8 protein-coding genes are annotated in these 14,381 nt (G+C 56.2%); all 8 read right to left on the bottom strand.

Going from position 1 to position 14,381, the window contains the following annotated elements; all coding sequences use genetic code 11:
• Positions 1-7: 7 nt before the first annotated feature.
• The gene (obgE, locus tag FMM72_RS05260) at positions 8-1,279 is read right to left on the bottom strand and encodes a GTPase ObgE (protein ID WP_160208696.1); all 1,272 of its coding nucleotides are present in this window, start codon (positions 1,277-1,279) and stop codon (positions 8-10) included.
• Positions 1,280-1,359: 80 nt separating this feature from the next.
• Positions 1,360-1,617: a 50S ribosomal protein L27 gene (gene rpmA / locus FMM72_RS05255; RefSeq protein ID WP_006875311.1), complete on the bottom strand. Its 258-nt coding sequence runs from the start codon at positions 1,615-1,617 to the stop codon at positions 1,360-1,362.
• Positions 1,618-1,652: 35 nt separating this feature from the next.
• Complete coding sequence (gene rplU, locus FMM72_RS05250) at positions 1,653-1,964, bottom strand: 50S ribosomal protein L21 (RefSeq protein ID WP_160208697.1); 312 nt, start codon at positions 1,962-1,964, stop codon at positions 1,653-1,655.
• A gap of 132 nt (positions 1,965-2,096) precedes the next feature.
• A complete protein-coding gene (gene folD / locus FMM72_RS05245) occupies positions 2,097-2,939 on the bottom strand; it encodes a bifunctional methylenetetrahydrofolate dehydrogenase/methenyltetrahydrofolate cyclohydrolase FolD (RefSeq protein ID WP_162220798.1) in 843 nt (280 codons plus the stop codon).
• On the bottom strand, positions 2,920-3,981 hold the full coding sequence (gene lgt, locus FMM72_RS05240; RefSeq protein ID WP_160208699.1) for a prolipoprotein diacylglyceryl transferase: 1,062 nt from the start codon (positions 3,979-3,981) through the stop codon (positions 2,920-2,922). The genes folD and lgt overlap by 20 nt, the downstream gene beginning before the upstream one ends.
• 17 nt (positions 3,982-3,998) lie before the next feature.
• Positions 3,999-5,285: an EF-P 5-aminopentanol modification-associated protein YfmH gene (gene yfmH / locus FMM72_RS05235; RefSeq protein WP_162220797.1), complete on the bottom strand. Its 1,287-nt coding sequence runs from the start codon at positions 5,283-5,285 to the stop codon at positions 3,999-4,001.
• A complete protein-coding gene (gene yfmF / locus FMM72_RS05230; RefSeq protein WP_160208701.1) occupies positions 5,285-6,571 on the bottom strand; it encodes an EF-P 5-aminopentanol modification-associated protein YfmF in 1,287 nt (428 codons plus the stop codon). The genes yfmH and yfmF overlap by 1 nt, the downstream gene beginning before the upstream one ends.
• A gap of 329 nt (positions 6,572-6,900) precedes the next feature.
• The gene (locus tag FMM72_RS05225; RefSeq protein WP_162220796.1) at positions 6,901-14,208 is read right to left on the bottom strand and encodes a GH36-type glycosyl hydrolase domain-containing protein; all 7,308 of its coding nucleotides are present in this window, start codon (positions 14,206-14,208) and stop codon (positions 6,901-6,903) included.
• Between the last annotated feature and the right edge of the window lie 173 nt (positions 14,209-14,381).

Raw genomic sequence — 14,381 nt, 5'->3', positions numbered from 1 at the left:
GATTTCCTCACCTGATATATTCAAACTCAAAATTCAGGATACTGACCGTGTCGCCCTCCTGGATCCCCATTTCTTCAAGTTTATCGATCACGCCACTGCTGCGCAGCACGCGTTGAAAGTATTGCAGGCTTTCATAATCGTCCATATCGACCATCCCGAGCGCCGGCATCAGCCAATCGGCTTCAATGATATAAACGCCGTCCTCCACATGAATTTCAAATTGATTTTTCGCAAGCCGCTCGCGCTCACTCAACGGCACATGCTCAATCTCAAACTGACGAATCGGCGGAAGCGTATCCAGCTTTTGCGCAACAGCATAGATAAGCGGCTGAATGCCTTCACTGATCGGCGCACAGATCTCATACAACGGATACCCGTTTTCTTTGGCAAAAGCACGGAAGGATTCAAGCTGCTCAGGCGCAGCCAGGTCGCACTTATTGGCTGCGATAATCTGCGGGCGCGAAGCAAGCTCGCTGTTAAAATTTTCAAGTTCCGCGTTGATTGTGCGGAAATCTTCAATCGGGTCGCGCCCCTCCGAACCGGACACATCAACCACATGTACAATCAGCCGGCATCGTTCCACATGGCGTAAAAACGCATGTCCAAGGCCGATTCCTTCACTCGCGCCCTCAATCAGCCCAGGGATATCCGCCATAACAAACGATTTTCCTTCATCCACCTTTACAACGCCGAGTACCGGCGACAGCGTTGTAAAGTGATAATTTGCAATTTCCGGCTTTGCGGCAGAAACGACTGATAGAAGCGTCGATTTTCCGACGTTCGGAAATCCAACCAATCCAACGTCCGCAAGCAGCTTCAGCTCCAGTTCCACCTCGTATTCTTCGCCTGGCAACCCCGGCTTTGAAAAGCGCGGGCATTGACGCGTCGGCGTTGCAAAATGGCTGTTGCCCCACCCGCCTTTACCTCCGCGCGCAACAACAACCGGCTCCTCACCGGAAAGATCAGCCATCACGCGGCCGCTCTGCGCCTCGCGGACAACAGTTCCCTTGGGGACGCGGATTATCAGATCCGGCGCATTTTTGCCGCTCATTTTTTTTGCGGCGCCGTTCGCGCCGTTTTCCGCAAAAAAGCGGCGCTTATACTTAAAATCAACGAGCGTTGACAGGTTCGTATCAGCAGCAAACACAATGTTGCCGCCGCGCCCGCCATCGCCTCCGTCGGGGCCGCCTGCGGCAACGTACTTTTCACGCCGGAACGCAACCGCGCCGTTTCCGCCGCTGCCGGCTCTAATCCTGATTTTTACTTTATCAACAAACATGCATGCCTCCTATTCTTTCGGCAAAAAGGCAAAAATATGAAAAATCCCGAGTGGTCTCCACTCGGGATTTTAAACGGTTCTTACTGAACAGGGACAATCGAAACCTTTTTGCGGTCGCGTCCCATGCGCTCAAACTTGACAGTTCCGTCCGCAAGCGCGAACAGCGTATCGTCAGAGCCGCGCCCGACATTGACGCCCGGATGGATATGTGTGCCGCGCTGGCGAACGAGGATATTGCCGGCCAGAACAAACTGACCGTCAGCACGCTTCGCGCCAAGGCGTTTAGATTCGGAATCGCGTCCGTTTTTGGTGGAGCCTACGCCCTTCTTATGTGCCATCTATAAAACACCTCTGCTTTCTTTCTCGATCATTGTTAAGCCTTGATCGACTGAATCTCGACCTTGGTATAGGGCTGCCTGTGGCCCATCTTACGGGCGGAACCCTTCTTCGGACGATAGGTGAAAACGGTGATCTTTTTTGATTTGCCGTTTTTGACAACCTTGCCGGTCACAACCGCGCCGTCAACGGTGGGAGCGCCGACCACAACGCCGTCGTCCTTGCCGACGGCGAGAACCTGATCGAACTGAACGGTGGAATCAGCTTCGGCGTCAAGCTTTTCAATGTAAACAACATCGCCCTCAGATACGCGATACTGCTTACCGCCTGTACAAATGACTGCGTACATGCTGGTACCTCTTTTCAAAAGACTCGCTGTCTCCGGGCGGCGCCGTTTGGGCACACTTTGGGCCTGGAACATGCGGTAAGAACTATTTTACCACAGCTGACAAGCTCTGTCAAGTGCTGTGCCGGAGTTTTCCTACTTTCCGGCAGCCGCAATTGTATTTTTCATCAGCATTGTGATGGTCATCGGGCCTACGCCTCCGGGTACCGGCGTAATTGCTCCGGCTACCTCGCTGACCGAATCAAAATCGACATCCCCGCAGAGCTTTCCGTTTTCATCGCGGTTCATGCCGACATCGATGACAACGGCGCCGGGCTTGACCATATCCGCGGTGACAAACTTTGCCTTTCCAATCGCTGCGACAAGAATATCCGCACGGCGCGTTACCTCCGCTAAGTCCCTTGTACGCGAATGGCAGATTGTAACCGTTCCGTGCTCATGCAGCAGGAGCATGGCCATCGGCTTGCCGACGATGTTGCTGCGGCCGATCACAACGCATTCCTTGCCTTTCACCTCGACGCCCGAGGCATGGATTAATTCCATGATGCCGGCTGGCGTGCACGGCAGAAGCTTGTAATCGCCGATCATAATTTTTCCGACGTTGACCGCGCTGAAGGCGTCGACATCCTTATCCGGAGAGATTGCTTCAATGACAGCTTTCTCATCAAGCTGCTTTGGAAGCGGAAGCTGCACAAGAATTCCGTCGATATCCGGTTTTGCGTTGAGCTTTCGGATCAAAGCAAGCAGTTCGTCTTGCGTTGTTTCAGCCGGCAGGGCGTACTCCTCCGAATAGATACCAAGCTCCTCGCACGCCTTTTTCTTATTGCGCACGTACACTTTCGATGCGGGGTTGTCCCCCACAATTACAACGGCCAGCCCCGGCGTAATGCCATCCTCAGCCAGCGTGGCAACCTCTTTTTTCATCTGTTCCCGCAACAGCGCGCTCACTGCTTTGCCGTCAATCAGCTTTGCTTTCATCGTCCGTGTCCTCCTCCTCGGTTGTTTGTTCAGCGTCCGCCCCGTTCTGCATAGAATCCGCCAATGATTCTTTGCCGGCCGCATCGTCTGTATCCGCGGGCGCGCCAGGCTTTTTATAGAAAGTCCCGTTTACAACGGACCGTCCTTCCTCGGTGTCAACATAAAGCCTGCGCACTTTTTCACCGCCCTGACGCTTCATATCCGCGCGCACATAGACGAGAATAGCGGCAGCCGCGATCGTCAGCGCCGCCGCCAGCGCCTGCGAAACACGAATATTGCCCCACATCAGGCTGTCCGTGCGCAGCCCTTCAATCAAGGCTCGGCCGAATCCATACCACGTCGCGTAAATCAGCGTAAGCTCGCCGTCGAAACGGCGGCGCTTGGTAAACAGCGCAAAGAACACAAAACCAGCGAGGCACCAGACAGATTCATAAAAGAAGGTCGGATGCACCGGAAGCGACGGGTCAACCACAACGCCCTGTGCGGCCAAGATATCCTTATGCGCCTCCAGATACGCAGCGATCGACGGTCCAGCCATTCCCCAAGGCGCTGTCGTATTGGAACCGAACGCCTCCACATTGAAAAAATTTCCCCATCGTCCAATCGCCTGCCCAAGGATCACGCCTCCGGCGGCCAGGTCAATAAACGGCAGCAGCTTCACGCGGCGCAGCCTGCACATGATCACCACAACGATCAGTCCGCCGATGATGCCGCCGTAAATGGCCAACCCTCCCTCCCGTATATTAAAAATATTAAGCGGGTTGGACGCGTAGTTTTCCCAGGTAAAGGCGACATAATAGAGGCGTGCGCCCACGACGCCGCCAATCACGCCGCCGATCACCACATCCAGCGCGCGGTCAGGGTCGACACCAAAGGTGTGCGCACGTTTGAGGATATAACCGATTGCCAGCAGAAACGCGCATGCAATGATAATCCCATACCAGTAAATCGGCTGCCCAAACAGAGTAAACGCTACCCGGTTGACTGTAAAATCGTTGATTCCAAGGCCCGGGAAGGAAATTGTCTGTCCAATTTTATCCATGCTGTCCGGCCCCCGTCCTATTCATCAAGGGGGCGGACAATGGACAGCGCTGACCTTTCGGGATTGAACGCGATTTGCAGGCGTTCATTCATCTGGTCGGGCGTCGCGTTCGCTACAATATCAAGCAGCGCGTACATATCGTCCATCCCGGCGAAATACACCGCGGACATCAGCCCTGCAACCGAAGCCGTCCGCGTATACATGCCGATGTACCGGCCGTAGGTCGCCCGGCGGCACAGCTCGAACATCTTTTGGTCGACGCCTTCCCTGCGCATCCGCGCAACCTCGGCTTTGATTTCCTTGGCAACGCGCTCAGGCTCACGCGATTCTCCGGAAAAGATTGCACACATATAGTCTCGCCCGGCCATGATCTCACTGCCAAAGGTGCTGTTGATGATGCCCGCATCATACATGCGGCGGTAAAGCGGCGACGCGTCGCCTGCGATGATTTCCGCTAGGATCTCATCCAGAATTTGATTTTTCAGATTCTCACGCGGATTGCCCCCGCACCCCTTAAAGCCAAACTGGAACAGCGGTGCGGCAACGGCAAATTTCTGCTCCACAAGCGGCTTGCAGATGTCCTCCGGCTCGTCGACATGGCGGCGCTCTATCTCAACGGGCTTTTCGTCCGGTTTGATCACACGGTCCGCCACGCGCAGCACGGCGTCGATATCGAAATTACCGGCGACACACAGCACCATATTGTTCAGATTATAAAACGTGCGGTAGCAGCGATACAGTAATTGGTCGTCAATTTCCGCGATCGATTCGACGGTCCCCGCAATGTCGATGCGCACCGGATGGTTGTGATAGAGCGCCTGGAGCAGATTGAACTGGACGCGCCATTCGCCGTCATCATCATACATGCGGATTTCCTGTCCGATAATTCCCTGCTCCTTCTGAACAGACTCCTTGGTAAAATACGGCCGGCGCACAAAATCGAGCAGGATCTCAAGCGACTCCTCGAATCGATCTGTACAGGCGAACAGATACGCTGTTTTGTCAAACGATGTGTATGCATTCGCCGAAGCGCCCGTTTTGGCGTATTTCGCAAACGCATCGCCGTCCTCATTTTCAAACATTTTGTGCTCCAAAAAATGAGCGATTCCCTCTGGCACGTCGACAAACGCGTCGTCGTCCTGCGTCTTGAAACCAGTATCAACGGAGCCTACGTTTGCAGTGAACGTCGCGTAAGCGGTCGAATAGCCTAGCATCGGGCATAGCAGCATTGTAAGGCCGCTTGGATGTTTGATCTTTACCATTTCCTGCCCGAGACGGGCCGATTTGATGACGGTGCGTTCCATTACTGCGCCGCCTCCTTTCCCGTGAGGAAGTAGACTGTGTCGAGCGTTACCCGTTTGGCCGCCTCGATGATATCGCCGCGCGTTACTTTATCCAGCAGCGCGCTTTCATCAGCTGGCGACAGTGTGGCGCCCGCCATGATCTGCGTTAAATACCACTCCTCCGTTGCCCCGAGCGAATCACCGACCGCCTTGAGCGATGTCTGCATCAGCATACGCGTCGCGGTGATCTCCTCATCGGTGAAATCGCCGCGGCGGATGCATTCAAGCTGATTGAGAATTTCATCATACGCCTTTTGCTTATTCTGCTTTTCAACGCCGCTGTCAACAAACATCAGGCCAGTCAGACGGTCAAACCGGGCGGCGCAGTAATAACAGAGGCTCAATTTTTCACGCACATAGGTGAACAGACGTGAATTCGGCGTGCCTCCAAACAGTGCGACCATCATGCGCATCGCGCCGAAAGCCCTGCGGTCGGGGATTCCTCCGGTGCGAAAGCCCATCACCAGCTTTGACTGCGCCACGTCCATCTCGTCCTTCACCTCGCGCACCTGATCGGCGCGCACGGCTGTCGAAACGGTTTCAATCGGCGCTGGCTTACGCCGGATCTTGGAAAACGCTTCCATAAAAATTCTTTTGGCTGTTTCAGGATTGCCGCAGCCGTTAAAAAACAGCTCGATCTGCGCAGTTTCGATCGCGCGGCGGTAAGCGCCCGCAGCCGATTTTGCCGTAATCTGTTCGGCGTCCTCGATATAGCCGTACTTGTCGACGGCAATCGTCTCCCCTTCGCACATGATCGACTTGCAGCGCGACAGCGCATAGACGCGCTTATCGTTGATCTGGCTTTCAATCGTATCGATTAGCTGCTGCTTTTCAATCTCAACGTCATGCGCGTCAAATACGCCGTTTGTATCGACATTTGGATCAAGCAGAATGTCGGTCAGCAGGCGGGCGCACGGCTCAACCATCGCTTCTCCGCCAAGCGTAAAGCGGTCATCGACGCCATAAATCGAAATCTCCAGGACCTGATATCCGCCGAATTTCGCCACGTCGCAGGACAGCGACGCGCCGTACAGCTCACATAAGCGCTGATTGAGACGTGTAAAATCCGGACATTCCCGGCAGCCCTTGCGCAGGATGAACGGAACGATGGCGTTGTCCGTCACAGCGGCGCGGTCAAGCTTTAAAAACAGGTTTGCAGTGATGCGGTTGTGCTTGAATTTGGAGTCTGTGACGCTGCTGAAATGCACGCCGTCGCAGAGCCTCTCCCGTTGAAATTGATTGTTCATGCAGTGTTCTCCTTAGCGGGCGCATATGCCCAAAAATACTCCCTTGTCCGGGGTGGGACGGGGCGGTTTGCTGATCGCAAAGGCGGCGTTATGAAACCGGCGGGGCAAAACTGCGGCAGACAGGCCAGCACATCGTTCCGGCTGCCTACGGCGTTGCTGTTTGCTCTGCGGTTATGATACCATGTCCGCAAAGCGGCATGGTATCATTGCCCATCAAAAGGCGGTTGCCGCGTAAGTGGCGAGCCGTTGGGCATAACCCGGTATAATAACCGCTCTGCGGTTATTATACCATAAAAAATTAACTGTGCATCATCTTTTTTCCACCGTTATCAGATCGTTAACAAAATCGTGTGATCCCTTCCGTCGAGCCGCACGCTCTGCGCCGGCGAGCCATCCACCATAAGCGAACGCGCACCGGTTCGGTTCACTTCGATGGATAAAACCGCATTTTCACGCCGCAGCTTAACGGTAAAATGTGTCCAGTCATCCGGAACATGCGGCTCAAACGTCAGGACGCCGTCTTTTGGGCGCAGTCCGAGCAGCGTTTCCAGGACGGTCCGCAGATACCATGCGGCCGCGCCTGTGTAAATGCTCCAGCCTCCATGGCCATAGGCGTCTTTATTTGTATAGATATCGGCAGGCATATAATACGGCTCCGTCTTGAACGCCTGCGCACGCGCAGCATCCGTGCAGCGCGCCGTTGGATTGAGCAGATCAATCAGCTTCCATCCGTCGCGAATTCGTCCGGACTCCAGCATCGCCTGGGCGAACCAGACGGCTGCATGCGTATACTGCCCGCCGTTCTCACGGATGCCGCGCGGATACGCCTTGATATATCCCGGGTTCTGTTTTGTATCAGCGAAGGGCGGGTCAAACAGGCGGATGATTCCACAGCGGTCGTCCACCAGACGGGTAAGGGCCGCATCAAGCGCGCTGTTGACGCGCGCCTGGTCCGGCATCCCTGCAAAGACTGCGAAGCTCTGCGCCAGCAGGTCGATCGAGCATTCGTCGTTTTCATGGCCGCCGAGCGGCGCGCCGCCGTCATAAAAGGCGCGCAGATACCACTGCCCGTCCCAGCAGGATACGTCGACGTTGCGGCGCAGCAGCGCGGCGTGCGCGCGCAGGGCGTCGGCCCGCTGCGCGTCGCGGCCGTCGCACAGCGCCGCGAAACGGCCGCAGACGATGGATAAAAACATCGCAAGCCATACGCTCTGTCCCTCGCCGCGCGCGCCGACCTTGGAAAAGCCGTCGTTCCAGTCGCCGCAGCCAATCTTTGGGATGCCGCGGTCGCCGAGGTTATATGCTTTTTCCAGCGCGCGGATACAGTGCTCAAAGACCGTCGCGTGTGTTTGTGAAGCTTGTACCTGCATATACTGTTCCTGCTCTCCGGACGCAAGCGCGCCGCCTGTACAGAATGGAACCTGCTCGTCAAGAAGCGTCTTGTCCCCGGTCGCCTCAACATATGCGCAGACCGCATATGGCAGCCAGACCAGGTCGTCGGAAAAACGCGTACGGACGCCGCGCGTCTCGGTTGGGAGCGGATGCCACCAGTGCAGCACGTCGCCTTCCTCAAACTGGACGGCGCAGCAGCGCAAAATCTGCTCCTGCAAAAGCGCCGGTTCCGTCAAACGCAGCGCGCACGCGTCCTGCAGCTGGTCGCGGAAGCCGTATGCGCCGGAGCACTGGTAAAACGCGCACCTTCCAAACAGCCGGCCGGAACGGATCTGATGCACCGCGAACGTGTTGATAAATTGGTCAAGCGGCGCGCAGGGCGTCGAAATTTCGATGGTATGCGCTGTTTGGCTGTCCGGCGGCGACTCTTGGCGCAGCGCCTCGGCGATCGCGTCGGCACGCGTCGCACCGGCAGACAGGATCAGGCGGATATTGGTGCGCCGGCGCGCCGGCAGCTTTTTGCGGATAATCAGGCCGGCGATCGGATCATTGTTCGGCAGCAGCTCGCGCGCGGACCAGTCTCCCGCCAAAAACGCCGCGCGGTCGGTTGTATAACTCGGATATTCATGCGGCGCGTACATAGCCGCATGGCACGGCAGCGCCATGTGATAGGGATTATGCATCAGCAGGCAGCCCTGTTCCTGATCAAACTGGGTGTATTTTGCGTTCAGGCGCGTTACGCCGAGCACAGGCTCCAATCCATACGCACAAATAATCTCCGCCTCCTCATCCGTTTGATTTTCAAGCGATACATCGATCACTTTGGCATTCCCCTGCGTTGGTACAAAGACGCGCACCGCCGTCAAAATATTACCGGCCGCCCCTTCATATAATGCGTCCTCCGGTGAAAAAGAGGCGCGCGCCCCACGGATCAGGTCGTACAGCATCCCACCGGCCGACAGCCATAGTTTTTCACCGTCGCAGCCTGTGGCAATGTCGTTTTTCCACTGCGTCAGCCTGCATTCATGCGCATTGATCCACCAGGAATTTCCAAGTGACGCGTCGTTGAGCAGGCATCCAAAGGTTCTGTTTGCGAGAATATGTGAAAACGGCAGCGGTGTCACACGCGATACATAAAAGCGCCCGTTCACATACGCGCCGCCGACCACATCAAGACGTCCCTTTGCCTGCAAAATGGGGGCAGGGTCCGTATGCAAAACCGGTGCGGGCCTCCAGACGGGCGGCGCCGGCGGTTCCGCTTCTCCTGCGATATGACATGCCGCTGCGCGTAAAAGAAGGATTGCAGACGGGTCAAACCGTTCCGGCATAAGCACGTGTACACCGTCAGGCGTCTTAACAGAAGGGGCACCCAGCACGCACAGGTCGAAATCGAGCCGGTACATGCGCATCAATGTCCACAGGCGTGTATAGGCTGCCAGACGCGCGCTGTCAGGGCGCGCATTCCAATCGAACAGGACGATCGGGCGGTCGCCCGAAATTCCCATCGACCAAAGCGCGTCCTGGCCGCGCGTGTTTTCCAAAAGCGCGCGGCTGTCCCCGCCGGGTGCACGCAACAACAGGCGCGGCAAAAGCCGTGCGGCCAGCCGGGCCTCCATCGTATCATCCGCCAGCGGCGCCGGCGAGGGGGCGCGCTTTTCTGCGCGCGCGCCAGCCAAAGCGTCAAGCGCATCCTCACGTGTAGCCGCACATGAAATCAAAAGCGTGATGCGCTGCTCGCCATGCGCCGGAACCGTCAGCGTTGTGCGCAGCGCGCAGCAGCCATCGGGTGTCGCGCCGCCGCCGTCAAAAGGCAATGCGTCGAATTGCAGCAGATTTTCAAGCCCGTCCGGATATGGCGTCATATCCTCACGCTTCAGCCCGCATTCAAAGGATTCACGTCCGGCAAATCCCGCGCAGAGGCACGGACCCTCGCCGCCTTCCCTGCGCCGCCGCACAAATACAACCGCGTCTGCGGCCGGATCGCGCTCCCCCGTTACAAACAGCTTTGAAAAAGCCGGATGCGCGGCATAATCGCTGTCACGCGCAAGCACAGGCTCAAAATAAACCAGCACCTGTGCGACAGCCTTGAGCTTCGTGCGGTTTCGCACAATCAGCTCGCAACGTTCAACCGGCGCCGTCCGGTCGATTGAAAATCGCTGCGTCAGCCCAACATCACCCTGATCGGCGTGATAGGCCACAAAGTCCGGGCCAAACTCGCTTCGCCATTGAGCGCCATTCTGATAAAACGGCGCGGCGGCGGCGGCGAGCGTCTGTCCGCAGAGCTTTACCGCCGCTAGCACCCCCTGCCCGTTCAGCAGCGGATCAGGCGAACGCCGCGTTGCGTCGCAATCGCCAAAGCGCAGCCAGCTTATGCCTGTATCTGAAAAGATATGTGTCAATTCCCCCGACGCCAAGAGCGCGCAACGTGGTGCAAGCGGCGAAACGCCGTCGCACGCTGAAACGGTACGCATGGGCGTTTCAACCCGGCAAAGCTCCGTCTCATCCTTCATACGATCATACACCACCGTATCCTTTGAAATTTGTTCCTGCAGAAATTCGCGCGCCGCACGCATAGCATGGTCACGCATAAACCGCTTTTGCATAATCCCGCTGAGCAGCGCATTCGCGCAGGCGACCATACTCATACCGACATGATGCGCCATGTACGAACGTACCACTGCATAGCCGCCCTCGGAGGGCGCAGCCCGTCCAGGTGTGAAGTCCGCGGCCTCGTAAAAGCCATAGCGCCCGGTCAGTCCAAGCGACTCGAGAGCCTCAAGATTTTTCATCGCGCCGTCAAAATCGAATGGGAGCGTTAAAAAGGTCGCGTATGGCGCCACGACGCATTCGCGGTCCAGCCCCTGCTTGACACCGAGCGTCTGAACGCCGTGGGCCTTATACTGATAATTGAGCTGTTCATCAAATGCAAAATAGCCGCTTTCACTGATCCCCCATGGGACGCCTGCGCGCCGCGCGCGGCGTTTCTGACAATAAAGCGCATAATGGAGCGATTCATCAAGCAGGGAATCCTCATACACAGGTAGCAACAGATGGGGCATGAAGTATTCAAACATGGTCCCGGTCCAGGAAACCGGACCCGCATAAGCTCCGCAGCGCGACATCGTGCGGTTGAGCGCGCGCCAATGTCTGTACTGCGCCTGACGGGTCGCCACGGCAAAATAGCTTGCCGTGCGCGCCTCGCTCATCAGAAAATCGTAATGGGACGAAACCAGCCGGCCGTCTGCGCCCGCGCCGATGGACAGAAGCCGGCGTTTCGGGTTATAAAAAACCGAAAAGTCGGTGTTTTTCAATATGGTTTCAATCCGTGCGGCGATGGTTTCCAGGCCCGGCTCCTGAGCCGCATACTCACGCACGCCTTCTTTAAGCGCGACAAGCGCGCACAGGTAATTACCGCTGTCAACCGCCGAGACAAACGGCTCCGGCAGTACATGCAGATCCTCGGTGGAATACCAGTTGTAAAGGTTTCCATGCCAGGTCTGGAGCGTCTCAATCGTATCGAACACATGATTTAAGCGTACATACAGGCCGCGGCTGTCGATAAAGTGGAAGTCGCGCGCCGCCAGATAAGACAGAAGCATCATGCCGATATTCGTCGGCGAGGTCCGCCGTGCAACCGCTTCGACCGGCGAAAACTGTACGTTGTCCGGCGGCAGCCATCGGTTGTGTTTGTCCGCATAATCTTCGTAATAACGGAACATCTGCGCGCACAGCGACAAAAGGCGTTCCCGCCCGGCATGGCCGGGCGGCGTCTGACGCCTCTGGACGGCTGGCCGCGCGCAGGCAGCGGCCGCCGGCGCGTAAAGCAGAAACAGAAGCCCGTACAGCTTTACCAGACCGTGGCTTGCCGGCGCAAAGATCAACAGGCAAAGCCCAATCAACTCTGAAAGCCAGCTTTTTTTCAGTACTGCAAAAAAGCCGGTGTCGCGCGTCTCCGACTGTGCCGCGGTCGTCCATTGCAGCAAGTTTTTGTGGGATACAAATACCCTCCACAGTGTCCGTACAATCGCATCGAATGCAATAACAGCCTGCTGCGCCGTCATGACAACCGACAGGAGCGCCTGACCGCAAAGCTCGAACACACGCGGCAATGTGCGTGCAAAAAAACGGCGGGCAAGGGCGAATCGCCCGCCATAGAGCAGGGCGCGGAAAGCGGCGAGCAGCGGCGCCAAAGCCGTCGAAAGGAAAGCAATCAGGCAGAGCAAAATTGCCGCCCTCCACCCTGTAAAGGCAGAAGCCAGTACACATATGAGTGCCGCCACAGGTACAAAGGAACGGCGTAAATTATCAAACAACTGATAACGTGACAGTGCGCTAATGGGATTCGGCCGGGACGCCCCATTAAGTTGAAGCGTCCTGCCGAAAAAGTTCAGGTTTTGCCAATCTCCACGAATCCAGCGATGCAGACGCGCAAGCCATGAAAGCGCGTTGGCAGGCATTCCATCGGTCATTTCCACATCGGAGAGCAACCCGGCGCGCAGATATGCGCCTTCCAATATATCGTGGCTAAGGACCCGGTTTTCCGGAAAGCGCCGGCCGACGACCGTATGAAACGCTTCAATATCAATCAGGCCCTTACCTGTAAAAATCGATTCTCCAAAATGGTCCTGATAAAAATCGCTGCATTCCTGTTCATATGTGGAAACGCCGCCTGCCCCAGCCATAATCCTTGTAAAGTCAGTTGCCTTTGCAGAATTTAAATCCGTGCCGATACGTGGGACCAATATCCCGTAACCGGCTGTTACTATATTGTGTTTTCCAATAACCGGACGGTTTAAGGGATGGACTGCGGCAGACAGCAAGCGATCGGCCGAATCAAACGCTAGAAGTGTATCGGCGTCAAGCGCAAGCAGGTATTGCGCCCTGGAAAGCAGCTCACGATCTCCAACAAAACATGCAATCGCCGGAGAACCGCCGCGCAGGAAACGGATCAGCTCTATGATCGCGCCGCGCTTGCGTTCCCATCCGATATAAGCGTTTTGTGTGCTGCTGTAAACGCGGCGGCGTACCAGCAGCGCGAAGCGTGGGCCATACTTCTTATTAAGCTGTTCCACCACGCGTTTCGCAGCGGACATATTCAGTTCATCCTGTGGATTATAGGGCCGGCGATCCTCCTTAAAGTCAGCGAGCACACAAAATTTTAAATGATCTCCTCTGTTTGAAAAATATAGCTGCTCCAGCCGTTCCCGCAGCTCATCCGCCTTTGCAGCGGCTGGCAAAAGCGTGGAGACAGCAACAATTGTCTCCGGTGCGTCGTCCCCAAGTTCCATCCTCGGGATATGCGCCGGAGCCACGCGCCGCGCCGCCAGCCCGCAGGTGATAATACGCAGAATTTCCACCAGCGGCAAATAGGACACAAGCGCCGCTGTCAGGCTGTGAAAGCCGCCCCATATCAACATGCATAGCAGTACCGGCACTAACCAGGTCAGAGTCAGTGCCGCGATCGCACGGCGGCGCGCATGGATCGAGCGTGGATCGTGGTTTAAAAGATAAAATCCGACATGGCGTTCACGTTCGCCTTTGGCAATCTCGGCGCAGTTAAGCACATCCTGAGCGACCGCGCTTTCCGCCGTACCGCACCGTTTGGCAATACGCGCGGCAACATGGCGGTAATGGCTGCGCGACTGCTCCGCCATGCGCGGATAGACGCCGGACGGGTCCTTTGCCAGAATTGCTTCGACCGCGCTGCATTGGCTGATCAACGCGTCGAAATCAAGCTCACAGATGCGGTTCAGTTCCACAACCGCATAGGAGATCAGCCGTTCCCGTTCCTCCATTGCGGTCTGTGCCGCGCATGCGTCCGTTGCCGCATGCAAAAGCGCGCAGCGCAGCGCCGTGTATAAAAAATCGAATTGGCGCTCTCCAAGCTCACCCAACGAGCCGGCAAAGAGAAGCGTCTGCCCCACATGCGCCTGATCAGGCACAACACGCCCATCCATAAACACGCGCTCAACCGCTGCATACAGACGCATACATGCCGTACCGCTGCCCTTGAAGCCGTGCAGATCGCGCAAAATCTGTTTCGCATGTCCCTCTAATGTATAGAAGTTATCGGACAACCACCGCGCCCAGGCTTCCTCCGGCGCGGCGGGCAGGCTGTCATAAGCTGTACGCAGATCGCGCAGCCATCTGCGCACGGATTTTTTCAGACTCCGGATACCGGACGGCTTTGTCTGTGCCGCTGCACGCACACGTTCTTCTATAATCGGAAATAACTCGCTGTTCATCTGTCAACCGCCAATCGTATATTTGCAGATATTTTTGACAGTCAACTGCAAAAACATACAAAAGGCCCAAACTCCATTCATCTTTCAAAAGAACGTTTTTTCAAAATAATTCTACCCATTTATAAGAAATCATCCTCAAAATATTGACAAACTATGAATAAACGGATTATAAT

The organism is Anaerotruncus colihominis, assembly GCF_010206195.1.
GTDB lineage: Bacteria > Bacillota > Clostridia > Oscillospirales > Ruminococcaceae > Anaerotruncus > Anaerotruncus colihominis_A.
The sequence above is the reverse complement of the archived record's forward strand: the minus strand, read 5'-3'. Positions and strand labels throughout refer to the sequence as shown.

Bases quoted from the DNA above. Each gene is read 5' to 3' on its own strand.
- obgE (WP_160208696.1), bottom strand. From the start codon at position 1,279: ATGTTTGTTGATAAAGTAAAAATCAGGATTAGAGCCGGCAGCGGCGGA.
- rpmA (WP_006875311.1), bottom strand. From the start codon at position 1,617: ATGGCACATAAGAAGGGCGTAGGCTCCACCAAAAACGGACGCGATTCC.
- rplU (WP_160208697.1), bottom strand. From the start codon at position 1,964: ATGTACGCAGTCATTTGTACAGGCGGTAAGCAGTATCGCGTATCTGAG.
- folD (WP_162220798.1), bottom strand. From the start codon at position 2,939: ATGAAAGCAAAGCTGATTGACGGCAAAGCAGTGAGCGCGCTGTTGCGG.
- lgt (WP_160208699.1), bottom strand. From the start codon at position 3,981: ATGGATAAAATTGGACAGACAATTTCCTTCCCGGGCCTTGGAATCAAC.
- yfmH (WP_162220797.1), bottom strand. From the start codon at position 5,285: ATGGAACGCACCGTCATCAAATCGGCCCGTCTCGGGCAGGAAATGGTA.
- yfmF (WP_160208701.1), bottom strand. From the start codon at position 6,571: ATGAACAATCAATTTCAACGGGAGAGGCTCTGCGACGGCGTGCATTTC.
- FMM72_RS05225 (WP_162220796.1), bottom strand. From the start codon at position 14,208: ATGAACAGCGAGTTATTTCCGATTATAGAAGAACGTGTGCGTGCAGCG.